Source organism: Vandammella animalimorsus, assembly GCF_002285265.1.
Classification (GTDB): Bacteria; Pseudomonadota; Gammaproteobacteria; order Burkholderiales; family Burkholderiaceae_C; genus Lampropedia.
This window is the reverse complement of record NZ_NSJB01000002.1, coordinates 38,140-62,046: the sequence shown is the minus strand read 5'-3', so window position 1 is coordinate 62,046 and position 23,907 is coordinate 38,140. Positions and strand designations below refer to the sequence as shown.

The following is a 23,907-nucleotide window of genomic DNA, read 5'->3' as shown; positions in this document are numbered from 1 at the left end:
GCTGGAGCCGCTGCTATGGCAAATTTGCAACAAATGTCAGCATTCCAGCCACAGCCATCTGCTGCGCAGGATGCAATTCATTGACCATTGGTAACACAGAAAAATAGAATAGGAACGATTTTCATCATTCTTTTTAAATGGATTCACCAATGACCCCACACCAAGCTCACAAAGGCCTTGGCCCATGGGCCATGCGCTGCACGCCGCTGGCCCTGGCCGCTGCATGCTGCCTGCTCGGCGGCGGCGCACTGGCGCAAACGGCCGCTGCACCCCTGCAGGAAAAACAACAGGCGCACGACAAGGAACTGCCCGCCGTCGTCGTGACCGGCACGCGCAGCGAGCGCACGCTGCGCGAAGTGCCCGCCAGCGCCCAGGTGGTTGAGGAGCAGGCGCTGCAAGAGCGCCAGCTGGGCGATATCCGCGAGCTGGCCGAGACCGTGCCCGGTGTGACGGTGGAGCGGCGCTCCAACCGCATGACCATCAACAGCCGCGACGGGCGCAGCGGCAATGCCGGCTTCAACATCCGCGGCCTGGAAGGCAACCGCGTGCTGATGCTGGTGGACGGCGTGCGCATGCCGCGCGGCTACAGCTTTGGCGCGTCCAGCCGCGACAACGTGGACTTCGGCCTGGTCGAGCGTGTGGAGATCATCAAGGGCCCGTCCTCGGCGCTGTACGGCTCGGACGGCATCGGCGGCGTGGTGCAGTTCTTCACCCGCAGCCCGGCCAGCTACCTGGAGGGTGGCAAGCGCCTGGGCGGCCAGGCCGGCCTGGGCTATGAGGGCGACAGCCGCGCCGTGCGCGCCAGCGCCACGGTGGCGGGCCAGGCCAGCGAGAGTGTGCAATGGCTGCTCTCGGGCAGCGCGCTCAAGGGCCATGCGCTGGACAACCGTGGCAGCAACGACAGCGCCAGCGCGCTGCGCACCAAGCCCAACCCGGAGGACACGCGCGATGCGGCGCTGCTGGGCAAGCTGGTCTGGCAGCCCAATGCGGCGCAGCGCCACACCTTCTCGGCCGAGTACGTCAGCAAGCGCGACGATTTGCAGCTGCTGTCGCAATACGGCTCCGTCTCGCGCGGCGTGACCACGCTGACCGCCTCGGGCAAGACCGACAACCAGCGCCGCCGCCTGAGCTGGCAGGGCCAGTTCGAGCTGGACAGCCCGGTGGCCGATTCGCTGCGCACCTCGCTGGCCTATCAACGCCTGCGCTCGCTGGAGCATTTCGAGAACACGCGCGAACGCCAGCCCGCCCAGGTGCGCGACACGCTGGACCATGAGAACCTGTTGCAGGCCAGCGTGCAGGCCGAGAAGCTGCTGCGCACCGGCGCTCTGGCGCACAAGCTGGCCTATGGCCTGGATGGCGCGCGCACCGAGGCCGACAACCTGCAGACCGGCATGACGCCGCCAGCGGGCGAGACCTTCCCGCTCAAACGCTTCCCGGACACGACCGAGACCGCCATCGGCCTGTACGTACAGGATGAGATCATCGGCAACGGCTGGAGCCTGATCCCCGGCCTGCGCTGGGACCGCTACCGCATCGCCGCCAGCGCCAAGGGCTTCGCCGGCGTGGCAGCCAACCGCAGCGGCTCGGCCCTGTCGCCGCGTCTGGGGGCCACGCTGGACGTGACGCCGGACTGGACGCTCTACGGCCAGTGGGCCACGGGCTTTCGCACGCCGGGGGCCGATCAGCTCAACCGCTTCTTTGAAAACCCCATCGGCCATTACATGACCGTGCCCAACCCCAATCTGAAGCCCGAGAAGGCCCAGCACCTGGAGCTGGGCGTCAAGGGCCAGGGCGAGCGCTGGCGCTTGGAGGCCGCGGCCTTCCACGGTCGCTACCGCGACTTCATCCTTGACAACCAGCGCGTGGCCGGCACGGGCCGCCCCGGCGATCCGCTGGTGTTCCAGGCCATCAACACCGGCCGCGCCAGCATCAGCGGCTTCGAGTTGGCCGGCGAATACCGCCTGCCGCAGGTAGCCGGCGGCGAGCTGTCCTTCCCGGCGGCCTTCGGCATGGCCCGTGGCCGCAACAAGGAGGGCAACCAGCCCATCGACAGCGTGCAGCCCGCACGCCTGAACCTGGGCGTGCGCTATGCCCAGCCAGCCTGGATGGTGCGCCTGGACATGACGCACCGCTGGGCCAAGAAGGCCGGCGACGTGGCGCGCGCCAGCGACCCGCGCGCCGCGCCCACAGCCCCCTTCCTGCCGGCTGCGGCGACCACGTTCGACCTCAGCGGCCAATGGCGCCTGCTGCGCCATGCCCGTGGCGACGTGCGCCTGAACGCGGCGGTGCACAACCTGACGGACCGCAAGTACTGGCGCTGGAGCGATGTGCGCGGCCTGACAGCCGATCTGCCGACCATCGACGCCTACAGCCAGCCAGGCCGCAAGTTCAGCCTGTCGGTGGTGGCGAGCTTCTGAGGCCAGCCTTCAACCACCTTTTGAAAACCCAACCGCTTGCGGTTGGGTTTTTTTCTGCCTGCGCCAGAGCGTGTTCTGCTCGAACGTTGACAAATCCAAGACCTGGTCGCTGACTGGCATCGCCATCTCGCAAGTCGCTCTGGTCATGCCCGCGAAGGCGGGCATCCAGCGCCCCCCTGTGCATGAGAGGGGGGATTGGCCCACGGCAGCGCCATCCCTGTGCGCGTCGCGGCTGGACACCCGCCTTCGCGGGTGTGACGAGAACCAGCGGCGCTTGCAGGAAATGTCTTCATCAGAATCGAAACCGCTCTATCCTGCCTGCACGGGTAGCCATTGCGCATGGCTTTTTGCAGGCCATTCGCTATACTGCCCCGCAGTATGTGGCCTGCGCCCGGTGCTGGGCCACGCGCCATTTGCAAGCCGCCAAGCCATGCCCCATTCCCCCGAAGAGAAAAAACGCGCCATCACCCGGCTGCGCCGCATTTGCGGCCAGGCCCAGGCGCTGGAGCGCAACATTGCCGAAGGCGCCGAGTGCGGCGCCGTGTTGCAGCAACTGGCCGCCATGCGCGGCGCCGTCAACGGCCTGATGGCCGAGGTGCTGCAAGGCCATTTGCGCGAGACCTTCGGCCATGCCGACTGCGGCCCCGATGCCGAGCGCGATGCGGCCCACGCGCGCCAGCATCAGGCCATCGACCAGGCCGTGGCGCTGGTGCGCTCCTACCTGCGTTAGCCCCCCACCCACCCCACGAAGGAGACCTGCCATGAGCGCCACCGCCGACACCGCTGGCAAAACCCTCAAATCCCGCGCCGCCGTGGCCTTCAAGGCAGGCGCTCCGCTGGAAATCGTCGAAATCGACGTGGCCCCGCCCAAGGCTGGCGAAGTGCGCATCCGCATCACCCACACCGGCGTGTGCCACACCGACGCCTTCACCCTGAGCGGCGAAGATCCGGAAGGCATCTTCCCCGCCGTGCTCGGCCACGAGGGCGCAGGCATCGTCGTCGATGTGGGCGAGGGTGTGACCAGCGTCAAGCCGGGCGACCACGTCATCCCGCTGTACACCGCCGAATGCGGCGAATGCCTGTTCTGCCAAAGCGGCAAGACCAACCTCTGCGTGGCCGTGCGCGCCACGCAGGGCAAGGGCGTCATGCCCGATGGCAGCACGCGCTTTAGCTACAACGGCCAGCCGATTTACCACTACATGGGGTGCAGCACCTTCAGCGAATACACCGTGGTGGCCGAGGTCAGCCTGGCCAAGATCGACCCGGCCGCCAACCCCGAGCAGGTCTGCCTGCTGGGCTGCGGCGTGACCACTGGCCTGGGCGCGGTGAAGAACACCGCCAAGGTGCAAGAGGGCGATTCCGTGGCCGTGTTTGGCTTAGGGGGCATCGGCCTGGCCGTGATCCAGGGGGCAAAACTCGCCAAGGCCGGGCGCATCATCGCCATCGACACCAACCCGGCCAAGTTCGAGCTGGCGCGCACCTTCGGCGCCACCGACTGCGTCAACCCCAAGGACCACGACAAGCCCATCCAGCAAGTCATCATCGACATGACGGGCTGGGGCGTGGACCACAGCTTCGAGTGCATTGGCAACGTGCAGGTGATGCGCGCCGCGCTGGAATGCGCGCACCGCGGCTGGGGCCAGAGCGTCATCATCGGCGTGGCCGGCGCGGGGCAGGAGATCAGCACGCGCCCCTTCCAGCTCGTCACCGGTCGCCGCTGGCTGGGCACGGCCTTTGGCGGCGTCAAGGGCCGCAGCGAACTGCCTGGCATGGTGCAGCAGGCCATGAAGGGCGAGATTCAACTGGCCCCGTTCGTCACCCACACCATGGGGCTGGATGACATCAACCGCGCGTTCGACTTGATGCACGAGGGCAAGTCGATTCGCAGCGTGGTGCATTACTGATGCGGGCCATGCGCGCGCTGGAGCTGAAAATCCCGCCGCCGCTGCTGGCCGGGCTGTTTGCGGCGGCCATGTACGGCATGGCGGCGGCGCTGCCGCAATGGGCCTGGCCGCTACCGATGAAAGCCTGGCTGGCCGGGCTGTCGATGGCCGCCGGCCTGTCGGTGGCGGCACTGGGCGTGCTGGCCTTTCGCCGCCATCGCACCACCGTCAACCCGCTGCAGCCGCAGGCCGCGGCGCGCATTGTCACCACCGGCGTTTTCGCCCACAGTCGCAACCCGATGTACCTGGGCATGGCGCTGTGCCTGATCGGCTGGGCGCTGTGGCTGGCGCACCCGCTGGCCCTGCTGGCCGTGCCGCTGTTCATCGCCTGCCTGCAGCGCCTTCAGATCCAGCCCGAAGAGCGCATCCTGCTGCACAAGTTCGGCCAGCCGTATGCCGATTACCTGGAACGGGTGCGGCGCTGGTGTTGAATCCGCTTTGCGCCTCAGTGGAAATCGCTTTGGGGATGAACGGATTGAAAATGTCAGTTCCATTTCTTTTTGAGTGGGGGGTGTCACATGTTTTATTCGTTGCTGGTTCGAAGAAAAATAGAAAGCATTTAGTGACAGACCGCTGCTTGGGCAAAAAATCGCTACTAAAGCCCAAGAAGGATTGGCGTTGCACGCATCAGCCCGAAAAGTGTGTACATCACATCCCTTGAGATTGCCCTATTTGAACCACGGAGTTGCCCATGACTTACCCCATCGACACCATCCGCAGCCATTTCCCGGCGCTGCACCATGCCGATGCGGGCGGCCAGTTGCCGCTGTTTCTGGATGGCCCGGGCGGCAGCCAGGTGCCGCAGGCGGTGCTCGACGTCATGGTGGGCTACCTGGGGCGCTACAACAGCAATTTCGGCGGCTATGCCGATGCCGGCCTGCGCACCAGCACCCTGGTGGGCGATGCCCGCGCCGCCGCGGCCGATTGGCTGGGCTGCGCGGCCGATGAGGTGTTCTTCGGCCTGAACTCCACCAGCCTGATGTTCAACCTCAGCCGCGCCGTGGCGCGCACCTGGCAGGCGGGCGACAACATCGTGCTCAGCCGCATGGACCATTTCTCCCACGTCTCGTCATGGCAGCGCGCCGCCCAGGAGCAGGGCGTGGCCGTGCGCTTCGTGCCGCTCAACGCCGATGGCAGCGATCTGGACTATGCCGCGCTGCCGGGCCTGGTCGATGGCAGGACGCGGCTGCTGGCCTTTGCGCTGGCCTCCAACGTCACAGGCAGCTTTGCCGATGCGGCCACGCTGGTGCGGGCTGCGCGCCAGGTGGGCGCCTGGGTGAGCATCGATGCCGTGCATGGCGCGGTGCACCAACTGGTCGATGTGCGTGCGCTCGATTGCGATTTCCTCTTCGCCTCGGCCTACAAGCTCGGCGGCCCGCACCTGGGCATGTGCTATGGCAAGCGCGAGCACCTGCAAAGCCTGCGCCCGTACAAGGTCGAACCCGCCGCCGAGGCCGTGCCCGGCCGCTGGGAGCAGGGCACGCAATCGTTCGAGGCGCAGGCCGGCTTCATCGCCATGATCGATTACTGGGCGCAGCTGGCAGCCCTGGAGCAGCCAGGGCCAGCGGCGGGCGGCAGCGCCGCCGCGCGCCGCGCGCGCCTTCAGGCCAGCTATGCGCGCGTGCACGAGTACGAGCTGGGCATCAGCCGAGCCGTGCTGCAGGGGCTGCGCCAGCGCCCCGGCGTGCGCCTGTACGGCCACGACAGCGCGCATGGGCGCAGCCCGACCTTTGCCTTCAACATCGTCGATGGCAGCGGCGTCATCTGCGACCCCTACGCCATCAGCCAATGGTTCGGCCAGCGCAACGTGGCCGTGGGCAGTGGCAACTTCTACGCGCTGGACATCCTGCGCCATCTGGGGATTGCAGACACCGGCCTGCTGCGCATCGGCTGCCTGCACTACACCAGCCATGCGGAAATCGAGCGCTTCTTTGCGCTGCTGGACGAATGGCTGGCAGAGCATGGGGCGTAGCGCCACGCGCGCCGTATGCAAAAACGCCCGCAGTGCCTGCCTGCGCTGGGTGAGCTGCGGGCAGCCCAGCGCCTGGGCCAGCGCGACGAATTTGCTTCTCGTGCCGTGGTCGTCAAACCGGCCCCGCCATGCTTGCCTTGAATGGCTTACCATTCATGCGACTTTGCCCATGGAAGGTGCTTCGTCGCCGTTGCTTGCAGGGTGGGCTGGCGCAGCACATTCATTGCGAAGCGCTGGGCAGCGATCCTCAACCCAGCCGGCGAATTTGCAAACCTACCTGCCAGTGTGCAGAACGATGTGTGGAGGCATGATGGCGACCAATCTGGCTCTTGACCCATCCCTGATTGAGCGTGCGCTTTTGCTCAGTGGCGAAACCACGAAGAAGGCGGCGGTGACGCTTGCGCTGAAGGAGTTCATTGCCCGCAGGGAGCAACAGAAAATCACCGAGCTTTTCGGCCAGCTGCAATGGGACGACGGTTACAGCTACAAGGCAGAGCGAAGCCGGCATGAAAAATGAATCTGCTGGTTGACACAAGTGTCTGGTCTCTGGCCTTGCGCCGCAATCAAGAGGTGGCTGCTCCCGAAGTCGATTTCCTGAGAAAAGCGCTGACCGGCGGAGAAACCATTTGCATGGCCGCCATCATTTTGCAGGAGCTTTTGCAGGGTTTCTCGGGGGCGAAAGACCAAGCCCAAATCATCGAGCGATTTCAGGCGCTGCGCCTGCTTGTGCCTTCTGTCGAAACCCATGTCGCCGCCGCGCAGTTGCGCAACACCTGCCGCAGGGCGGGCGTGCAACTGGGCACGATCGATGCCCTGCTGGCGCAACTGTGCATCGAACATGATCTGCTGCTATTGACCACGGACCGCGATTTTTCATATGCCGCAAAGCACGTGCCTTTGCGCTTGGCGGCCGTTTGAGCATTGGAGGAAAAAACCATGCAACGCACCGAACACCACGCCAGCTTTGGCGGCCGCCAGGAGGTCTGGCAACACGACGCCACCAGCACTGGCACGCCGATGAAGTTCGGCATCTACGTGCCGCCCCAGGCGCTGGCGGGGCAGAAGTGCCCGGTGCTGTACTGGCTCTCGGGCCTGACCTGCACGGAGCAGAACTTCATCACCAAGGCCGGGGCGCAGCAGTGGGCGGCGCAGCATGGGCTGATCGTGGTGGCGCCCGATACCTCGCCGCGTGGCGAAGGGGTGGCCAATGATGAGGGCTACGACCTGGGCCAGGGCGCGGGCTTTTACGTCAACGCCACGCAAGCGCCCTGGGCGGCGCATTTCCGCATGGAAGACTATGTGGTGCAGGAGCTGCCCGCGCTGATCGAGCAGCATTTTCCGGCCAGCGGCGCGCGCGCCATCAGCGGCCACAGCATGGGCGGGCATGGCGCGCTGACGCTGGCGCTGCGCCATCCGGGCCGCTACCAGAGCGTGAGCGCCTTCAGCCCCATCGTTGCGCCCAGCCAGGTGCCCTGGGGGCAGAAGGCCTTGCGCGCCTATCTGGGCGATGATGAGGCCGCATGGCGGCAGCACGATGCGGTGGCGCTGGTGGGCACGGCGTTGCAAGAGCGCCTGCCGCTGCTGGTCGATCAGGGCGATGCCGACGAGTTTCTGGCCGGGCAACTGCGGCCCGAGCTGTTGCAGGCAGCCTGCGCGCAAGCGGGCCACCCGCTGACGCTGCGCATGCAGCCGGGCTACGACCACAGCTATTACTTCATCGCCAGCTTCATCGGCGATCACTTCGCGCACCACGCCAAGGCGCTGAAGGCGGCCTGAGTCCCTCAAAGCCCGCGTTCACTGGCTTGGCGCTGCGCATCGCGCCTTGCCTGGCGCTGGCGCGCAGGCGCAAAAAAACGCCACCGCTGCAGCGGTGGCGTTTTGTTCTTTGCAGCGCCCGGGCCAGGTTGCATGGCCCGGGCAGATGCTCACAGACCTTCGTCGGCCTGCTCGCCCTTGTGGTAGGTGGTATAGACCACGACCGGGATGTCCAGCTCGCCCAGGTACTGCTGCACCAGCGGCTTGACGTCTTCCCACTCCAGGCCGCCCACGCCGGTGGCCAGGCGCGGCAGGGCCAGGCTGCGGATGTTTTCCTGCTTGACGTACTTGGCCAGGTTCTGCAGTGCGTGGCGCACGTTCTCGACCGTGGCCTTGCCGGGCTTGGCGCTGGGGCCCTGGCCCATGGTGTTTTGCGTCACCAGGTTGACGATGCGGCGCACGCCGCCTTCTTCCTGCACGCCCACCCAGGGCCAGATCTGGCCGGCCTCGATGGCGTGCGAGTGGGTGTGGTGGCGGTAGTCCTTGACCAGCGAGGGCCAGCGCTCACGCAGCGCCAGTGCCAGGCCGCTGTCGAACGGGTCTTGCGCCGAGATGCCATGGGCCAGCAGTTCGGCCTTGCTCAGCAAAATGTCGCCAGTGACTTCCTTGATCAATTGCATTCTCCTTGTTGCGTTGTTGCGGATCTCGCAGGGTGGCCCGCGCGCGGCCCAAGCGGTTGAAATCCAGCGCTTGAGATGCGTGCAAAGCGGGCTTGTCCGACCGCGTCCGAATATAGCAGCGCCCCGGCGCGGCCACGGGGGTTGTTGGGTGTTTTACTGGGCTGTCTTGGCCTGGCCTGGCGCCGTGCGCAGCAGGCTCTGGGCGCCAGTGCGACAATGCGCCGCCATGCGTGGCGCGGCCTGTGCGCGCCGCGCCCGGAACACCGTGAAAGGACGAGACCATGAACCAATCCCCCCGGCCCCTGGCCATGCCTTGGAAAACACCGCTGGGCGCTGCGGCCCTGGGCCTGGCGCTGGCCTGTGGCGCTGCCGGCGCGGCGCAGGCCGAGACTTTGCGCTGGGCGGCGGCCAATGACATTCTGACCTTTGACCCCCACGCACAGAACCACCTGATGACCAACACCTTCGTGCAGCTGGTGTATGAGGGTTTGACGCGCTATGACAAGGAGTTCCGCATCGAGCCGGCGCTGGCCAGCAGCTGGACGTTTCTCAGCCCCACGCAGGTGCAGTTCAAACTGCGCGAAGGGGTGCGCTTTCACAATGGCGCGCCGCTGACGGCCGACGACGTGGTGTTCTCGCTGCAGCGCGCAATGACGCCGCCCTCGAACATGGGCGCCTACGTGCGCAGCATCGCTAAGGTCGAGAAGATCGACGGCATGACGGTGCAGCTCGATCTCAAGGGCCCCAGCCCCTTGCTGCTGCGCGAGCTGATCGGCGCGCGCATCATGAACAAGGCCTGGGCGGAGGAGCACAACTCGGTGCTCTCGCAGGACTTTGCCGCCAAGAAGGAAAACCACGCCGCGCGCCACGCCAACGGCACCGGGCCGTTCGTGCTGCAGAGCTGGCAGCCCGATACGCGCACGCGCCTGACGCGCAACGAGCAGTGGTGGGACCGGCCCGAGGGCAATGTGACTGAAGTGGTGTTCACGCCCATTGCCTCGGCGGCCACGCGCACGGCCGCGCTGCTGAGCAATCAGGTGGACTTCATCAACGACCCGCCGCCGCAGGACTTGCAGCGCCTGGCGGCCAATGCCGACATCCGCATCCTGGAGGGGGCCGAGTACCGCACGATTTTCTTCGGCCTGGATTTGCATCGCGATGAGCTGCTCTACGGCAGTGTCAAGGACCGCAACCCGCTCAAGGATCGGCGCGTGCGCCAGGCGCTCTACCAGGCCATCGACATCGATGCCATCCACAAGCGCATCATGCGCGGCCTGTCCGTGCCCACCGGGGCCATGGTGGCGCCCATGGTGCACGGCTGGTCGCAGCAGCTGGAGCAGCGCGCCAGCGCCTACGACCCGCAGGCCGCGCGCAAGCTGCTGGCCGAGGCGGGCTACCCCGAGGGCTTCTCGCTGGAGCTGGACTGCCCCAACGACCGCTACATCAATGACGAGGCCATCTGCCAGGCCGTCACCGCCATGTGGGCGCGCATCGGCATCAAGACGCAGCTGCGCACCATGCCCATGGCCACCTACTCGAAGAAAGTCGCCAGCCACGATGCCAGCGTCTATCTGTACGGCTGGGGCGTGGCCACCTTCGATGCGCTGTACACGCTGGACTCGCTGGCGCACACGCGCGAGGGCGGCAGCGCCGGCAACTTCAACATGGGCCGCCTGTCGGACGCCAAGCTCGATGCGGTGATCGCCGCAGCGCGCACGGAAACCGATGAGGCCAAGCGCGATGCGCAACTGAACCAGGCGCTGCAAATCGTCAAGGACGAGTACTACTACCTGCCGCTGCACCACCAGATCCGCCCCTGGGCCATGCGCAAGAACGTGCAGACCATCTACCGCGCCAACGACGTGCCCATGCCGCAATGGACGACGGTGCAGCCCGCCGGCGGCAAGGCGCGCTGAGCCACAAAGGGTTTGCACGCAGCGGAGGATTTAGAGGGCAGCCACGCTCGGAGCCATTTCGGGGTCATTTCGGGGCCGTTGAGATGGAGCATTGCGGCGGTGTTTTCGGTCAAAACTGCCGTAGCAGCTGCGTTGAGAATGCTTGCAAGCCGTCCAGGCCTTGCGCGCATTTTTGGCCTTGCAGCTGCGGCTGTGGCCTCGAAAAACCGCTTCGCAAACCCAATCTCAACAACCCCTGTTGCTCAAAAGAGCTGCAGCAGCCCCAGTGCGCCGCATGCGGCCAGGCCGCCAGCAAGCCCTTGCCTGGCGCGCCGGGGCCGGTAGCACAGCAACAGGCCCAGGGCCAGCGCGGCCAGGCTCAGCAGTTGCAGCCAGGCCAGCACGGCCAGCGCCGGTGGCCAGCGCTGCAGGGCCGCGCCCAGCGCCAGGGCCAGCAGGCCGCAGCCGGCGCAGCGCAGCGCGGCCTGCCACGGGGGCTGGGCGGGCAGGGGGGCGAAGTCGGCCCGGTGGCGCTCCATGGTCGCGGCCAGCAGCGCCAAGCCGCTGAAGGCCAGCGCCAGCGCTAGCAGCAGCGTATGCCACAGGCTCATGGCGCGGGCTCCTGCAGCGCCAGGGCCGGCTCGGCGGCAGGGCCTCCAGTTCCGACAGTTCCGCCAGATCCGGCCACAGCCCGCGCCGCGCCGGCGTCTGGCTTCTTGTGCCGGGCCGGCTGTTTGGCGCTCGCCTGGCGGCGGCCCAGCCAGAACCAGATGCTGCCGCAGCAGCCGGCCAGCAGCAGAGCGAAGACTTCGAAGCCGACCAGGCCCCACTGCCCGCTGGCCCAGGCGCTCCACAGCGCCGCGCCGCCGCTCAGGGCGTTGAGCACGGGCAACAGGCCCAGCAGCACGGTGGCGGCGGCCATTTGCTCCAGCCAGGCGCGGCGGTGCTGGCGCAGCCCCGCGTGCAGTGCGCACAGCAGCCAGACCAGCAGAAAGCCGCGGATTTCCCACAGCGCGCGATCGGCCCAGTGCGCAGGCAGCAGGCGGTTGAGCCACCAGTAGCTGGCCGTGGCCAGCAGCAGGCCGGCGATGGCGCCGACGTTGAGAGCCTCGACCAGCCGATGCCCCCATGGCGTGCGGCCCAGCTTGGCGCGCTGCGGCAGTCGCTTGACCACCCACAGCACCAGGCCGCTGCCGATCATGAAGCAGCCCATCAGCCCCGACAGCAGCAGCAGCCAGCGCACGGCCGGCTCGGCAAAGCGGCCCATGTGGGGCGCGACGAGGATGTTGTAGCTGGCGCGCACCCAGCTGGGCGCAGCCGCCGGCGGGCTTTGCAGCGCCGCGCCGCTGGCGGCGCTGAAGCGCAGCACCCGCGCGCTGCCCTGATCGCTCAGGTGCTGGCCGCCGCCTTCGCGCAGCTCCACCACGGCATCGGCCGAGCGCGGCGCGCTGATGGTGATGCGCCCCACGCCGTGCACCGGCCATTGCGCCTGCGCCTGCGCCAGCATGGCGGGCAGCGCCGCTGCGTGCGCAGCGGCGGCCTGCTGCGGCTCTGCTGCTGCGTTGGCTGTGTCGCTGCTGGCGCTGCCCGCACCGCCCATGCCGCGCCCTGGGCCGCGGGCTGCGGCTGTGCCGATCAGGTCGGCGAAGTAGGCGCGGCTGTCGCCCTGGTAGACGGCTTGCTGCGGCCAGGGCATGAGCAGGTTCATCAGCAACAGCAGCCCGCTCAAGGCGATCATGAAGTGAAAGGGCAGGGCCAGCACGGCTGTGGCATTGTGCGCATCCAGCCAGGAGCGCTGGCCCTTGCCGGGCCGGAAGGTGAAGAAATCACTGAAGATCTTCTTGTGCGTGATGACGCCGCTGACGATGGCCACGAGCATGGCCATGGCAGCAATGCCCGCCGGCCAGCGCGCCCAGCTGCGCGGCAGGCCGTAGAGCTCGAAATGGAAGCGGTAGAGGAAATTGCCGCCGCGCGTCTGGCGCGCCGTGATGGGCGCGCCGCTGGCCGCATCGAGCTGGCGCGTGTGCAGCCCGGCGCGGCCCTGGCCAGGGCCAGACGCGGCATCGCGCCACTGGATGGTCACGGCCGTCTGCCGCGCGCCGGGCAGCGCAATGCTCCAGCTGCTGGCCTGGGGCGCCAGCTGCGCCAGGGTCTGCAAGGCCTGCCCGGCCACCTGCGCGGCGGGCGTGGCGGGCGAGGAGCGGTGCAGCTCGGGGCGCATCCAATCGTCGATCTCGCTGCGCAGATAGCTCAGCGTGCCGGTGAAGAAGATGGCAAACAGCAGCCAGCCCAGCAGCAGGCCGCTCCAGGTGTGCAGCCAGGCCATGGCCTGGCGCAGCCCCTCGGGCTTGCCGTCGGCCCTCATGCGCCGCCGCGCAGGCCTTGCACGGCCCACAGCGCCAGTGCCGATGCCAGCGCCGGCGCGCCCAGCCCGCACCAGGTGCGCCAGGCGCTGGCGCAGGCGAACGACCACAGCAGGGCCGTGGCATACAGCACGAAAGCCAGCATGTTCGAGAGCAGCACGGCATCGACCCGGGGCATGCCGGCCCAGTGCAGCAGCAGCGCCAGGAGCGAGGCGGCGCAGGCCGACAAGGCATAGCCCAGGCCCACGGCCGCCACCGTGCGCGACAGCACGGCCAGGCGGTAGCGGCGTGGCGCACCGCCTGGGGCAGGGCGGGCGGCGGCGGGGGTGAGTGGGCTGGGCTGAGGCATGGGGCGCAATGGGCCGCGAACGAAGGCTGAAAAACAAAGCGCGCAATCATATAAGAATTATTCGTATTCAATTTGATTGTGGCCGCCGGGCCCAGGAGAAAAGGGATCTGGCGATGGGTGGCGGGCTGTCTTGCGCATTGCCGCAGGCCATGGCTTGGCTGGCGAATAATACGGCGCTATGGAGCGACAACCCATTGCCTTTCAGCCCGTGGGGCACTATGAGAACTTCCCGGTGGCCAGCTGGCTGTGCCCGGCCCATTTGCGCGCGCCGGTGGCGGCCATCTACCACTACGCGCGCACGGCCGACGACCTGGCCGATGAGGGGCAGTTGCCCATGGCCGAGCGCCTGCAGCTGCTGCGCGAATACCGGCTGTGCCTGCATGGCGAGATCGTGCCGCCGCCGCATTGGCAGCCCATCTTCGCTGCCGTGCAACACGCCCGCACGCAGTTCGATCTGCCCCTGGCGCCTTTCGATGCCCTGCTCGATGCCTTCGAGCAGGATGTGAAGAAAACCGCCACGGGCCAGGGCTACGCCGACCGCGCCGAGCTGCTGGATTACTGCGCGCGCTCGGCCAACCCCATCGGCCGCCTGCTGCTGCGCCTGTACGGGGTGGACAGCGCTGCGGCCCAGCAGCAAAGCGATGCCATTTGCACGGCCTTGCAGCTGATCAACTTCTGGCAGGACCTGGGCCGCGACATCGAGCGCGGGCGCTGGTACGTGCCCGAGCGCGATGCCAGCGCCTACGGCGTCTCGCGCCCCATGCAAAAGCAGGCCTGCCAGCAGCCGCAGCCGCCACAGCCCCTGGCCGACTTGATGGCCTCGCTGGTGCAATGGGCGCGCGAGTGCATGCAGCAAGGGCTGCCGCTGGTGCAGCGCCTGAGCGGGCGCTCGGGCTGGGAGCTGCGCGCCATGGTGCAGGGCGGCCTGCGCATTCTGGAAAAGATCGAAGCCGGCGGCTATGCCAATTACTACCACCGCCCCACCATCGGCCGCGGCGACGTGCCACTGCTGCTGTGGCGCGCCTGGCGCATGTAGCGCGCGGCCCCTGCATCCGCCTGGGCCGGCACGCCGCGCCCAGGGCCCAACCCCACTCAATCACAGCAACAGGAGAACGACATGCTCACCCTTTGTGGCTTTGCCGCCAGCAACTACTACAACCTGGTCAAGCTGGCCCTGCTGGAGAAGGCCGTGCCCTTCGAGGAGCGGCTGGTCTGGCTGGAGGACGTGGACCGCAGCGCCAGCCCGCTGGGCAAGGTGCCCTACCTGCTCACGCCCCAGGGGGCGGTGAGCGAATCCGTGCCGATGCTGGAATACATCGAGGCCATCCACCCGCAGCCGGCGCTGCTGCCGGCCGATGCGTATGCGGCGGCCAAGGTGCGTGAGCTGGTGCGCCACATGGAGCTGCACCTGGAGCTGGTGGCGCGCACCCTGTACCCGCAGGCGCTGTTTGGCGGCCGCGTCAGCGACGAAGTGCAGCAAACGGCGGCGCGCCTGCTGAAGAAAAACGTGCCGGCCTTTGCGCAGCTGGCCGATTTTTCCCGCCCGTTCCTGGTCGGCGATGCGCTGAGCTGGGCCGATTGCGCCGCCATCGTGCACCTGCCGCTCATCAGCAGCGCCACGCGCGCCATCTACGGCCAGGACGCGCTGGCCGAGCTGCAGGCGCAGGACTATCTGGCGCGCATGGCGCAGCGCCCCCACGTGCAGGCGCTCAATGCCCAGCGCAAGCACAACGCCGAGCAATTGCTGGCCCGCTACAGCGCGGGCCGCTGATTTGCATTCAAGAGATCAAAAAAGCCTTTGAACAGGCGCTGATTGCCAGGGCGCGTGCAGGCAAAAGCCGCCCTGGCGGCGTTGCCAGCCAGCCATCATTGCTGGGCAGCGGGGGCGGTCTGGGGGGCGACCGGGGGTGTGGCGCTGCGGCCACTGCTGTTTGCAGTGGCCGCGGCAGTGCTGCCAGCGGCGCTCGTGGTCGCCGTGCTGCCTGCCGCCGTGCTGCCGGCCGTGGCGTTGCTGGTTGTGGCGCTGCTGGTTGTGGCCGCTGCGGCGCTGCTGCCGTTGGCAGCGGCGCTGGCCGCCGGCGGGCGCAGCTTGTCGAGTTCGGCGCGCTGCAGCTGCAGGCGATCGACGCGCTCCTGGGCGACATCGTCCTTGCGCTGCTGGCGGTTGATCTGGCGCTGGCGCGTGACATCGTCGATCAGGTGCCCGCCGGAGGTGGCGCCGGCGCAAGGGGTTTGCTGGTAGATGGTCTTGCCGCCCGGCCCCTTGCATTTGTAGGTCTGCTGCGCTGCGGCGCTGCCGGGGGCGGCCAGCGCGGCCAGGGCCGCGGCGCTGGCGAGCAGGCCGGCAGAGAGAAGGCGTGTGGGTCGGCGTGTGACGAACATGGCGGTTGGACTCCCTACGTGTGTTTGATGTGGATGGCGCCTTGCATGGCGGTGTCAGGCGGCCGGCGCGGCTGCCTGATGCGGCTGCCTGCTGCGGTTGCCTGGTGCAGGCAAGGCGCTCGGCCCGCATGGTAGCGCAGCCAGCAAAAAGCCCGGCGCGGGCCGGGCTGCAGGCTGCTTGCGCGCAGGGCGCTCACATGTCCGAGTAGTTGGGCCCGCCGCCGCCTTCCGGGGCCACCCAGACGATGTTTTGCGTCGGGTCCTTGATGTCGCAGGTCTTGCAGTGCACGCAGTTCTGCGCGTTGATCTGCAGGCGCTTGCCGTCCTCGCTGGCGGCGTCGTCCACGAACTCGTACACGCCGGCGGGGCAGTAGCGCGATTCGGGGCCGCCGAACTTGCGCAGGTTGACCTCGATGGGCACGTTCGGGTTCTTCAGCGTCAGGTGCGCGGGCTGGTCCTCGCCGTGGTTGGTGTTGCTGATGAACACGCTGGAGAGGCGATCGAACGTGATCGTGCCATCGGGCTTGGGGTAGTCGATCTTGGCGCACTCGGCCGCCGGCTTGAGGAAGCTGTGGTCGGGCGCGGGGTTCTTCAGCGTCCAGGGCGGCACCTTCACGCCCAGCTTGGGCAGCAGCCAGTGCTCCACCCCGGCCATCAGCATGCCGATGGTGCGGCCCTTCTTGAACCAGGGCTTGAAGTTGCTGGCGGCCTTGAGCTCCTGGTACAGCCAGCTTTTCTCGAATGCCTCGGGGTAGGCGCTGAGCTCATCGCGCTGGCGGCCGGCGGCAATGGCCTCGAACAGCGCATCGGCCACCAGCATGCCGCTCTTGATGGCTGCGTGGCTGCCCTTGATGCGGCTGGCGTTGAGGTAGCCGGCGTTGCAGCCCACCAGTGCGCCGCCGGGGAAGATGGTCTTGGGCAGGCTGGGGATGCCGCCGTTGTTGATGGCGCGCGCGCCATAGCCCAGGCGCTTGCCGCCCTCGATGTGCTTGAGGATGGCCGGGTGCTTTTTCCAGCGCTGCATTTCCTCGAACGGGCTCAGCCAGGGGTTTTTGTAGTCCAGCCCGACGACAAAGCCCAGCGTGACCTTGTTGCCCTCCATGTGGTAGAGAAAGCCGCCGCCGAAGGTGTCCTTGTCCATCGGCCAGCCGGCGGTGTGCACCACCAGGCCGGGTTGGGCTTTCTCGGCGGGGATTTCCCACAGCTCCTTGATGCCGATGCCAAAGCTCTGCGGCGCCTTGCCTTCCTGCAGGTTAAAGCGCGCCAGCAGCTGGCGGCCGAGCTGGCCGCGCGCGCCTTCGGCAAACACGGTGTACTTGGCGTGCAGCTCCATGCCCAGCTGGAATTCGCCGGTAGGCTGGCCATCCTTGCCGATGCCCATGTTGCCCGTGGCAATGCCCTTGACGGCGCCATTCTCGTCGTAGAGCACCTCGGTGGCGGCAAAGCCGGGGAAGATCTCCACGCCCAGGGCCTCGGCCTGCTGGGCCAGCCAGCGCACCACATTGCCCAGGCTGATGACGTAGTTGCCTTCGTTGTGGAAGTTGTTCGGCACCAGCGCGGCCGGGGTCTTGGTGGCGCCGGTCTCGCTCAGCAGCAGCACCTCGTCGGCGCTGACGGGCTGGTTCAGCGGCGCGCCTTTTTCCTTCCAGTCGGGGATCAGCTCGCTCAGCGCGATCGGGTCCATCACGGCGCCGGAGAGAATGTGCGCGCCGGGCTCGGAGCCTTTCTCCAGCACCACGACGTTGAGCTCCTGCTCCTTGGCTGCCGCCAGTTGTTTGAGGCGGATCGCGGTGGCCAGGCCGGCGGGCCCGCCGCCGACGATCACCACGTCGTATTCCATCGATTCGCGTGGGCCGTACTGGGCAAGGATTTCTTCGTTGGTCATGCTCGATTCCTGTGGGGGCGGGCCGGCTGCGCCGGACTTGTGGGGGCGTATGCGGAACCTGTGCGCACTCTCGGCCCGGCAGGCAAGAGGGGGCGGATTGGGGCGGTCTGCGCCGTTTGACGCTTTGCATCCCATCCCAAACCGCCTCGTGCCCACTCGCGCGCAGATTGCGCACAGGTTCTGAGAACCATGTCCGGCTGGTGACGCACATCGGGGCAGGCAGACGCCGACAATGCGCAACCGCCGCCAGGGTGCAGAGACCGGCGGCGGGCGGCACAGTTCGGGTGCCAATGATACAAGCAACCTCAGTGCTGCCAGGGCGTGCCGGCCCTGGCAGCGGCACATGGAGAACGACATGGCATACACCATCGATTTGGCCGGCCGCGTGGCCCTGGTGACGGGCGCGTCCAGCGGGCTGGGCAGCCGTTTTGCGCAGACGCTGGCCGCCGCCGGCGCCACCGTCGTGCTGGCCAGCCGCCGCCGCGACGCGCTGCAGGCGGTGCAAGAGCGCATCACGCAGGCCGGCGGGCGCGCCTTCATCACGGCCATGGACGTGACCGATCCGGCCAGCATCGAGGCGGCGCTGGCCGATGCCCAGGCCCAGGCCGGGCCGATCGACATCCTGGTCAACAACTCGGGCGTGAGCACCACGCAAAAGCTGCAGGACGTCACGCCGCAGGACTGGGACTTCGTGCTGGACACCAACCTCAAGGGCGCCTTCTTCGTCGCCCAGGGCGTGGCGCGGCAGATGATCGCCCGCGCCCAGGCCGGCGGCGGCACGCTGCAGGGCGCGCGCATCATCAACGTGGCCTCGATGGCCGGCCTGCGCGTGCTGCCCATGATCGGCATCTACGCCGTCAGCAAGGCCGGCGTGGTGCAGATGACCCGGGCCATGGCGCTGGAGTGGGGCCGCTTTGGCATCAACGTCAACGCGCTGTGCCCGGGCTATATCGAGACCGAGATCAACCGCACGCACTTCCAGACCGAGGCGGGCAAGAAGCTCATCCAGATGCTGCCGCGCAAAAAGGTTGGCCAGCCCGAGGATCTGGACGGGCTGATCGTGCTGCTGGCCAGCGGCGCCAGCCATTTCGTCAACGGCGCCGTCATTGCCGCCGACGATGGCTTCGGGGTTTGACCGGCTTGCGGGCCGCTGGCGGCGGGCGGCAGAATTTGCCGCTTTGACTCAACAGGAGACACCATGAAGCACACGACGACGATGCGGCGCGCGGCCGCCGCCTGGCTGGCCGCAGCCGCGCTGGGGGCGGTGGGCAGCGCACAGGCGCAGTGCCTGGACGATGCGCAGATCCAGGCCTGGGTGACGGGCTATCTGGAAAAAACCCCGGTGGACAACCCGCCGGGCGATCTGAGCGCGGCCGATGGCGCCTGTACGCGCGCCAAGTTCAATGCCGCGCTGGCGCAGCGGCTGGGCAAGGTCGTGGGCTACAAGGCAGGACTGACCAACCCGGCGGTGCAAAAGCGCTTCAACACCGATCAGCCCGTGTGGGGCAAGCTCTACGAAGGCATGCTGCTGCCCAATGGCGCGGCCGTGCCGGCCCGCTTTGGCGCCCGGCCGCTGTTCGAGGCCGACCTACTGCTGCGCGTGGCCGACCCGGCGGCGCTCAAGCAGGCGCGCACGCCTGAGCAGGCGCTGGCGGCCATGGATCAGATCATCCCCTTCATGGAGCTGCCCGACCTGCTGGTGCAGGCCCCGCCCAAGCTCAACGGCGCGGGCGTGAGCGCCATCAACGTCGGCGCCCGCCTGGGCGTGGCCGGCCAGCCGCTGGCCGTGCCGCAGGACGAGGCCGGCCGCACCGCGCTGCTGCAACAGCTCAGGGACATGGAAGTCACCCTCAGCGATGCGCAGGGCAAAGAGCTCGGGCGAGGCAAGGGCAGCGATGTGCTGGAGCACCCGCTCAATGCCGTGCTCTGGCTGGTGCAGGCCCTGGGCGCAGAGGGCATTGAGCTCAAGCAGGGCGATGTGCTCAGCGTCGGCTCGTTCTCGCCGCTGCTGCCGCCTGCGGCCGGGCAGAGCGCCGAGCTGCGCTACGAGGGCTTGGCCGGCGCCCAGCCGGTGCGCGTGCGCTTCGAGTGAACGGGCCTGCCCAGCCGGGCCAGACTGGCCAGCGCGCCAGTGCCCGGCCATTCCCATGGCGCTGGCGGCGCTTTGCTTGGCTCAGGCCGCCTGGGCCGTGCGCCCCACGGCCAGCAAGCTGGCGCCCATGGCCATGAGCACGCCGCCGAAGACGCGGTTTTGCACGCGCCGTGCATGCGGCGTGCGCAGCAGCGCGCGCAGGCGCGAGGCCAGGAACGCATAGCCGTGCATCACCACCACGTCCACCGCCAGCGTGGTGATCAGCAGGATCAGCAGTTGCAGCACCAGCGGGCGCTGGGGGTCGATGAACTGCGGCAGTACGGCCACCATGAAAACGATGCCTTTGGGGTTGGTGGCGTTGGTCAGCGCGCCGGTCAGCAGGCGCTGGCGTACGGACGGATGCGCGGGCAGGTGCGGCGCATGTGCGGCGCCCGCCGTGCCTGCGGCGTCCAGCGGGCTGCCCACGTGCGCTGGCGCGCGCCATTGCTTGAGGCCCAGCCAGCATAGGTAGAGCGCACCGGCCACCTTCACCACCCAGAATGCCGTGCCAGAGGCCAGCAACACCGCGCCCACGCCCACCCCGGCCACCAGCAAGATGAAGGCCAGCCCAATCTGCAAGCCCCAGATGGTGGCCGAGGCTTGGCGCACGCCATAGGCCAGCCCGTGGCTCATGGACAGCACCGCGCCCGAGCCGGGCGACAGCGCGATCAGCCAGGTAGCGGCAAAGTAGGCCAGCCAGAGATGAAAGTCCATGGTTCGATTTCCGTTGTTTTCAAAGGCGTCAAAGATACCGCGCGGCAGCAGGTGCGCCGGGCGGGTTGCGCACACGCGCACACGCGCACAGTGGGCGTGCGTGCATGTGCGTTTCGAGTGGATTTTGCGCTGTCCCTGGCTACGACTGGGCCAGGCGGCCGTCTTGCATCAGCAGTTGGCGGTCGCAGCTGCCGGCCAGCTGCGGGTCGTGGGTGACGATCAGGCAGGCGCTGCGCTGCTGGGCCGATTGCTCGGCGCTGAACTCGCGCAGCAGCGCAAAAATTTCGCGCGCGGTCTGGCTGTCGAGGTTGCCGGTGGGCTCGTCGGCCAGCAGCAGGCGCGGCGCGGGCAGCAGCGCCCGGGCAATGGCCACGCGCTGCTGCTGCCCGCCCGAGAGCGCATGCGGCCTTTTGTGCGCATGCGCGCGCAGCCCGACGCGGTCGAGCAATTGCAGCGCACGCTCGACGTCCTGCTCGCGCGCCCTGTCGTGGGCGATGCTGGCGGGCATGAGCACGTTCTCCAGTGCGCTGAAGGCCGGCAGCAGATGATGAAACTGGAACACGAAGCCGATGCTGCGCCCGCGCAGCGCAGTGCGCTGGCGCTCGCTCAGGCCGCTGGCGCTGCGGCCATCGATGAGGATGTCGCCGCTGGTGGCTGGTTCGAGCAGGCCGATCACGTTCAGCAAGGTGCTCTTGCCCGAGCCGGAGGCCCCGGCCAGGGCGCAGAACTCACCGGCGGCAATGCGCAGGTCGATGCCGTGCAGGATTTCAACCTCCACCGGCGTGCCGATGTTGTGCGACTTGCGCACGCCGCGCAGCTCCAGCACGGGCGTGGGCGCGGCTGCGGTTGCGGTTGCGGCGGCAGATGGGGCTTGTGAAGCGGCGTCGGGCATGGCAGTTGGCAGTCGGCAAGTCGGTGCGGCGCGGTGGCGGCTCAGGTTTTGATGGCCTGCACCGGCTCCAGGCGGCTGGCGCGCCGCGCCGGCCACCAGGCGCCGGCCAGCCCGATCAGCACGGCCCCGGCCACGGTGGCGGCCACCGTGGGCAGGCCCAGGCGCACGTCGGCAAAAATGCTCTCGGGCGCCAGGCGCCCCAGGCCCAGCAGCAGCGCCAGCGCCAGCAGCAGGCCCAGGGCCGAGCCGGCCAGCCCCAGCAGGCCGCCTTGCAGCAAAAAGATGGCCTGGATTTGCCGCTGCGCCGCGCCCATGGCGCGCAGGATGCCGATCTCCTTTTGCTTTTGCACGGCCGAGACCACCAGCACGCTGGCAATGCCCAGCGCCACGACCAGCACCGTGAAGCTGCTGATGACGCGGTTGGAGGCCGCCTGGCTGCGCAGCGCCTTGAGCAGCTGGGCGTTGGTGTCCATCCAGCTCTCGGCCTGCAGGCCGCTGCGCGCGGCCAGCCGCTGGGCGATGTGCTTGGCGGCAAACAGCTCGTGCACGGCGATCTCAATGGTGGAGGCGCCGCCGGCCAGATCCAGCAGGTTCTGCGCCAGCGTCATGGTGGTGAACACCCAGCGGCGGTTCAAATCGCGCGCTCCGATGTCGAACAGGCCGACGATTTGCAGGGTTTCGCTGCGGCCTTCGGCCGTGCGCAGAAAAATCCTGTCGCCCACGCTGGCGCCCAGATCCTGGGCCAGATCGGTGCCGATGATGGTCTGGTTGCCGCTGAGCGCGAAGCGGCCCTGCACCATGAACTCGTGCATCTTGACGATGTTCAGATAACGCTGGGGCTGCATGCCCAGCACGGCCACTGATTTGCTGGCGCGACCGCGCACGGCAAAGGCCGGGCCGCTGACCAGCGCCGAGACTGCGCGCACGCCCTGCATCTGCTCGGCCAGCGCCAGCATGGACTGCCACTGGTCGATGGCGCGCAGGCGCTGCGGGCGCGGCTCGATGATGGCCGCGGCGTCGCCCGCGCTGGCGCGCACGTTGCGCTCCTCCAGCGGGCGCATGACGATGTGCGCCTGGTTGCCCAGCACGCGCGCGACGGTGCTGCGCTGCAGCTCGCCGATCAGCTCGGCCAGGAACACGACCACCGCCACGCCGATGGTGATGCCCGCCAGCACCAGCGCGGTCTGCACGCGCCCCTCGCGCAGAAAGCGCAGCGCCACCATCCAGACGAAGGGCAGGCGCTGGCGGTAGGGCCACTGCGGCGGCGTGGCGGCGGCGGGTGATCGGCTCATGGCGTGGCGCGCTCGCCAGGCAGATCGCGCGCGGCGGCGCGCTGGCCTTGGCGCAGCGCCGCGCTGGGGTAGAGCACCCAATCGCCGGCCTGCAGGCCAGCGCTGACCTCGACCTGGCCGATGCCCTGGATGCCCAGCGTCACCGGCGTGCGCTGGGCCCGGCCTTGCTGCAGGCGCCAGACCCAGTGCGCCTGGCCGCTGTGCTGCACGGCATCGGCCGGCAGGATCAGCGCGTCGGGCCGCTGCCTGGCCAGCAGCTCGACCGAAACGCTCATGTCCGGGCGCAGAAAGGGCGGCGGCTGCGGCACGTGCAGCCGCAGGCCGACCGTGCCGCGCTGCGCATCAATGCCCGGCGCAATGTGCTGCAGCTCGGCGGCAAAGCCCTGGCCCGGATAGGCATCGGCCACAGCCTGCGCGGCCATGCCTGGCTGCAGCAGGGCGAGGTTTTTCTCATCGACATTGGCCTCGATGCGGGTCTGGCCCGTCTGCGCCAGCTCCAGCAGCGTGCGCCCGGCCTGCACCACGTCGCCGGGCTCGACCTGGCGCGTCAGCACCAAGGCGTCTGCGGGCGCGCGGATGTCCAGCCACTGGCGCTGCGCCTGCGCCTGTAGCAGCTGCGCCTGGGCCTGCTGCAGCCGCGCCTGGGCCAGCGCCTGCTGCGTGCCCCCGGCCTGCCGCGCCGCGTGCTGGGCCTGGGCGCTGCGCAGCTGCGCCTGCGCTGCGGCCAGCGCGTTGCCGGCCGCATCCAGGTGGGCCTGGGCCAGAAAGCCCTGCGCCACCAGGGCCTGGGTGCGCGCATGCTCGCGCCGCGCCAGCTGCAGCGCAGCCTGGGCCTGCTGCAGCGCCTGGGCGCTGACCGGAGCATCGACCAGCTGCAGATTGCGCAGTTGCAGCTGGGCCTGGGCCAGCTCGGCCTGGGCCTTGTGCACCTGGGCATCGGCCTCGTGCGCGCGCAGCCGCAGCAGCAACTCGCCCGCGGCCACCTGCTGGCCTTCGCGCACCAGCACCTGCGCAACCGTGCCAATGGCCTGGCTGCCAACGGCCAGGCGCGCGGCGCTGTCCACACGCCCGGTGGCCACCACAGTCTGCCGCAGCGGCCCTTGGCGCACCTGCACGGCATCGAATGCGGGCACGCGCACCCACCACCAGAGCGCGGCGGCGCACAGGCCCAGCAGGAGCAGGGCGATCAACCAGCGGCGGCGTGTCAGGGTCATGGTGCTGGGGCTTGGGTAGGCGC

23 protein-coding genes are annotated in these 23,907 nt (G+C 68.4%); 13 read left to right on the top strand and 10 right to left on the bottom strand.

What is annotated here, in order from left to right:
• The first annotated feature begins 149 nt into the window (after positions 1-149).
• From CK625_RS04715 to fghA, 8 genes are all read left to right on the top strand, one after another.
• Positions 150-2,417, top strand: coding sequence for a TonB-dependent hemoglobin/transferrin/lactoferrin family receptor (locus tag CK625_RS04715; RefSeq protein WP_238945522.1), 2,268 nt, complete (start codon positions 150-152; stop codon positions 2,415-2,417).
• A gap of 430 nt (positions 2,418-2,847) precedes the next feature.
• Positions 2,848-3,147: a metal-sensing transcriptional repressor gene (locus CK625_RS04710; protein WP_095539157.1), complete on the top strand. Its 300-nt coding sequence runs from the start codon at positions 2,848-2,850 to the stop codon at positions 3,145-3,147.
• Positions 3,148-3,178: 31 nt separating this feature from the next.
• A complete protein-coding gene (locus CK625_RS04705) occupies positions 3,179-4,321 on the top strand; it encodes an S-(hydroxymethyl)glutathione dehydrogenase/class III alcohol dehydrogenase (RefSeq protein ID WP_095539156.1) in 1,143 nt (380 codons plus the stop codon).
• Between the two features lie 8 nt (positions 4,322-4,329).
• Positions 4,330-4,791, top strand: coding sequence for a methyltransferase family protein (locus CK625_RS04700; protein ID WP_095539401.1), 462 nt, complete (start codon positions 4,330-4,332; stop codon positions 4,789-4,791).
• A gap of 260 nt (positions 4,792-5,051) precedes the next feature.
• Positions 5,052-6,332: a cysteine desulfurase-like protein gene (locus CK625_RS04695; protein ID WP_095539155.1), complete on the top strand. Its 1,281-nt coding sequence runs from the start codon at positions 5,052-5,054 to the stop codon at positions 6,330-6,332.
• A gap of 169 nt (positions 6,333-6,501) precedes the next feature.
• On the top strand, positions 6,502-6,849 hold the full coding sequence (locus CK625_RS14075) for a type II toxin-antitoxin system VapB family antitoxin (RefSeq protein ID WP_238945521.1): 348 nt from the start codon (positions 6,502-6,504) through the stop codon (positions 6,847-6,849).
• Positions 6,846-7,250, top strand: coding sequence for a type II toxin-antitoxin system VapC family toxin (vapC, locus tag CK625_RS04685; RefSeq protein WP_095539154.1), 405 nt, complete (start codon positions 6,846-6,848; stop codon positions 7,248-7,250). Before CK625_RS14075 ends, vapC begins: the two co-directional genes overlap by 4 nt.
• Positions 7,251-7,268: 18 nt before the next feature.
• On the top strand, positions 7,269-8,108 hold the full coding sequence (gene fghA / locus CK625_RS04680; RefSeq protein WP_095539399.1) for an S-formylglutathione hydrolase: 840 nt from the start codon (positions 7,269-7,271) through the stop codon (positions 8,106-8,108).
• A gap of 149 nt (positions 8,109-8,257) precedes the next feature.
• Here the strand turns inward: fghA and CK625_RS04675 are convergent, their stop codons facing one another.
• A complete protein-coding gene (locus tag CK625_RS04675; RefSeq protein ID WP_238945520.1) occupies positions 8,258-8,767 on the bottom strand; it encodes a macro domain-containing protein in 510 nt (169 codons plus the stop codon).
• 281 nt (positions 8,768-9,048) lie between these two features.
• Between CK625_RS04675 and CK625_RS04670 the strand changes: the two genes are divergently transcribed.
• The gene (locus CK625_RS04670) at positions 9,049-10,683 is read left to right on the top strand and encodes an ABC transporter substrate-binding protein (RefSeq protein ID WP_238945519.1); all 1,635 of its coding nucleotides are present in this window, start codon (positions 9,049-9,051) and stop codon (positions 10,681-10,683) included.
• A 242-nt stretch (positions 10,684-10,925) separates the two neighbouring features.
• On the opposite strand, the gene CK625_RS04665 is transcribed toward CK625_RS04670, so the two are convergent.
• The 3 genes from CK625_RS04665 to CK625_RS04655 are packed head-to-tail and all read right to left on the bottom strand — an operon-like array spanning position 10,926 to position 13,374.
• Entirely contained in the window at positions 10,926-11,273 is a 348-nt protein-coding gene (locus tag CK625_RS04665) for a DUF3325 family protein (RefSeq protein WP_095539152.1), read from the bottom strand.
• Positions 11,270-13,027 carry a PepSY-associated TM helix domain-containing protein gene (locus CK625_RS04660; RefSeq protein ID WP_095539151.1) on the bottom strand — a complete coding sequence of 586 codons (1,758 nt, stop codon included), beginning with the start codon at positions 13,025-13,027 and terminating at the stop codon, positions 11,270-11,272. Before CK625_RS04660 ends, CK625_RS04665 begins: the two co-directional genes overlap by 4 nt.
• Entirely contained in the window at positions 13,024-13,374 is a 351-nt protein-coding gene (locus CK625_RS04655; protein ID WP_238945518.1) for an iron transporter, read from the bottom strand. Before CK625_RS04655 ends, CK625_RS04660 begins: the two co-directional genes overlap by 4 nt.
• A gap of 178 nt (positions 13,375-13,552) precedes the next feature.
• Between CK625_RS04655 and hpnC the strand changes: the two genes are divergently transcribed.
• Positions 13,553-14,410 (top strand): squalene synthase HpnC, encoded by an 858-nt coding sequence (gene hpnC / locus CK625_RS04650; protein ID WP_095539150.1) that lies wholly within the window; start codon positions 13,553-13,555, stop codon positions 14,408-14,410.
• A gap of 81 nt (positions 14,411-14,491) precedes the next feature.
• On the top strand, positions 14,492-15,145 hold the full coding sequence (locus CK625_RS04645; RefSeq protein ID WP_095539149.1) for a glutathione S-transferase: 654 nt from the start codon (positions 14,492-14,494) through the stop codon (positions 15,143-15,145).
• Between the two features lie 95 nt (positions 15,146-15,240).
• Here CK625_RS04645 and CK625_RS04640 read toward each other — a convergent pair whose 3' ends face one another.
• Together CK625_RS04640 and CK625_RS04630 are read right to left on the bottom strand one after the other, a co-directional pair.
• Positions 15,241-15,756, bottom strand: coding sequence for a hypothetical protein (locus CK625_RS04640; RefSeq protein ID WP_095539148.1), 516 nt, complete (start codon positions 15,754-15,756; stop codon positions 15,241-15,243).
• A 193-nt stretch (positions 15,757-15,949) separates the two neighbouring features.
• Positions 15,950-17,641: an electron transfer flavoprotein-ubiquinone oxidoreductase gene (locus CK625_RS04630; protein WP_095539146.1), complete on the bottom strand. Its 1,692-nt coding sequence runs from the start codon at positions 17,639-17,641 to the stop codon at positions 15,950-15,952.
• A gap of 355 nt (positions 17,642-17,996) precedes the next feature.
• Here CK625_RS04630 and CK625_RS04625 point away from each other — a divergent pair, with 355 nt between their 5' ends.
• Entirely contained in the window at positions 17,997-18,776 is a 780-nt protein-coding gene (locus CK625_RS04625; RefSeq protein ID WP_095539396.1) for an SDR family oxidoreductase, read from the top strand.
• Positions 18,777-18,839: 63 nt separating this feature from the next.
• The gene (locus CK625_RS04620; RefSeq protein WP_429001296.1) at positions 18,840-19,733 is read left to right on the top strand and encodes a 2-keto-4-pentenoate hydratase; all 894 of its coding nucleotides are present in this window, start codon (positions 18,840-18,842) and stop codon (positions 19,731-19,733) included.
• 81 nt (positions 19,734-19,814) lie between these two features.
• Here the strand turns inward: CK625_RS04620 and CK625_RS04615 are convergent, their stop codons facing one another.
• From CK625_RS04615 to CK625_RS04600, 4 genes are all read right to left on the bottom strand, one after another.
• A complete protein-coding gene (locus tag CK625_RS04615; protein WP_095539144.1) occupies positions 19,815-20,486 on the bottom strand; it encodes a LysE family transporter in 672 nt (223 codons plus the stop codon).
• A gap of 139 nt (positions 20,487-20,625) precedes the next feature.
• Positions 20,626-21,378: an ABC transporter ATP-binding protein gene (locus CK625_RS04610; RefSeq protein WP_095539143.1), complete on the bottom strand. Its 753-nt coding sequence runs from the start codon at positions 21,376-21,378 to the stop codon at positions 20,626-20,628.
• Between the two features lie 41 nt (positions 21,379-21,419).
• A complete protein-coding gene (locus CK625_RS04605) occupies positions 21,420-22,670 on the bottom strand; it encodes an ABC transporter permease (protein ID WP_095539142.1) in 1,251 nt (416 codons plus the stop codon).
• Positions 22,667-23,884, bottom strand: a complete 1,218-nt coding sequence (locus CK625_RS04600) for an efflux RND transporter periplasmic adaptor subunit (RefSeq protein WP_095539141.1) — start codon at positions 23,882-23,884, stop codon at positions 22,667-22,669. The genes CK625_RS04605 and CK625_RS04600 overlap by 4 nt, the downstream gene beginning before the upstream one ends.
• Between the last annotated feature and the right edge of the window lie 23 nt (positions 23,885-23,907).

Excerpts from the sequence above, each read along its gene's own strand:
- CK625_RS04705 (WP_095539156.1), top strand. The coding sequence starts at position 3,179 with ATGAGCGCCACCGCCGACACCGCTGGCAAAACCCTCAAATCCCGCGCC.
- CK625_RS04715 (WP_238945522.1), top strand. The coding sequence starts at position 150 with ATGACCCCACACCAAGCTCACAAAGGCCTTGGCCCATGGGCCATGCGC.
- CK625_RS04710 (WP_095539157.1), top strand. The coding sequence starts at position 2,848 with ATGCCCCATTCCCCCGAAGAGAAAAAACGCGCCATCACCCGGCTGCGC.
- CK625_RS04675 (WP_238945520.1), bottom strand. The coding sequence starts at position 8,767 with ATGCAATTGATCAAGGAAGTCACTGGCGACATTTTGCTGAGCAAGGCC.
- hpnC (WP_095539150.1), top strand. The coding sequence starts at position 13,553 with ATGGAGCGACAACCCATTGCCTTTCAGCCCGTGGGGCACTATGAGAAC.
- CK625_RS04605 (WP_095539142.1), bottom strand. The coding sequence starts at position 22,670 with ATGAGCCGATCACCCGCCGCCGCCACGCCGCCGCAGTGGCCCTACCGC.
- CK625_RS04665 (WP_095539152.1), bottom strand. The coding sequence starts at position 11,273 with ATGAGCCTGTGGCATACGCTGCTGCTAGCGCTGGCGCTGGCCTTCAGC.
- CK625_RS04700 (WP_095539401.1), top strand. The coding sequence starts at position 4,330 with ATGCGCGCGCTGGAGCTGAAAATCCCGCCGCCGCTGCTGGCCGGGCTG.
- CK625_RS04660 (WP_095539151.1), bottom strand. The coding sequence starts at position 13,027 with ATGAGGGCCGACGGCAAGCCCGAGGGGCTGCGCCAGGCCATGGCCTGG.
- CK625_RS04625 (WP_095539396.1), top strand. The coding sequence starts at position 17,997 with ATGGCATACACCATCGATTTGGCCGGCCGCGTGGCCCTGGTGACGGGC.
- CK625_RS04655 (WP_238945518.1), bottom strand. The coding sequence starts at position 13,374 with ATGCCTCAGCCCAGCCCACTCACCCCCGCCGCCGCCCGCCCTGCCCCA.
- CK625_RS04645 (WP_095539149.1), top strand. The coding sequence starts at position 14,492 with ATGCTCACCCTTTGTGGCTTTGCCGCCAGCAACTACTACAACCTGGTC.
- CK625_RS04695 (WP_095539155.1), top strand. The coding sequence starts at position 5,052 with ATGACTTACCCCATCGACACCATCCGCAGCCATTTCCCGGCGCTGCAC.
- CK625_RS14075 (WP_238945521.1), top strand. The coding sequence starts at position 6,502 with ATGGAAGGTGCTTCGTCGCCGTTGCTTGCAGGGTGGGCTGGCGCAGCA.
- CK625_RS04615 (WP_095539144.1), bottom strand. The coding sequence starts at position 20,486 with ATGGACTTTCATCTCTGGCTGGCCTACTTTGCCGCTACCTGGCTGATC.
- CK625_RS04610 (WP_095539143.1), bottom strand. The coding sequence starts at position 21,378 with ATGCCCGACGCCGCTTCACAAGCCCCATCTGCCGCCGCAACCGCAACC.
- CK625_RS04620 (WP_429001296.1), top strand. The coding sequence starts at position 18,840 with ATGAAGCACACGACGACGATGCGGCGCGCGGCCGCCGCCTGGCTGGCC.
- CK625_RS04600 (WP_095539141.1), bottom strand. The coding sequence starts at position 23,884 with ATGACCCTGACACGCCGCCGCTGGTTGATCGCCCTGCTCCTGCTGGGC.
- CK625_RS04670 (WP_238945519.1), top strand. The coding sequence starts at position 9,049 with ATGAACCAATCCCCCCGGCCCCTGGCCATGCCTTGGAAAACACCGCTG.
- CK625_RS04640 (WP_095539148.1), bottom strand. The coding sequence starts at position 15,756 with ATGTTCGTCACACGCCGACCCACACGCCTTCTCTCTGCCGGCCTGCTC.
- CK625_RS04630 (WP_095539146.1), bottom strand. The coding sequence starts at position 17,641 with ATGACCAACGAAGAAATCCTTGCCCAGTACGGCCCACGCGAATCGATG.
- fghA (WP_095539399.1), top strand. The coding sequence starts at position 7,269 with ATGCAACGCACCGAACACCACGCCAGCTTTGGCGGCCGCCAGGAGGTC.
- vapC (WP_095539154.1), top strand. The coding sequence starts at position 6,846 with ATGAATCTGCTGGTTGACACAAGTGTCTGGTCTCTGGCCTTGCGCCGC.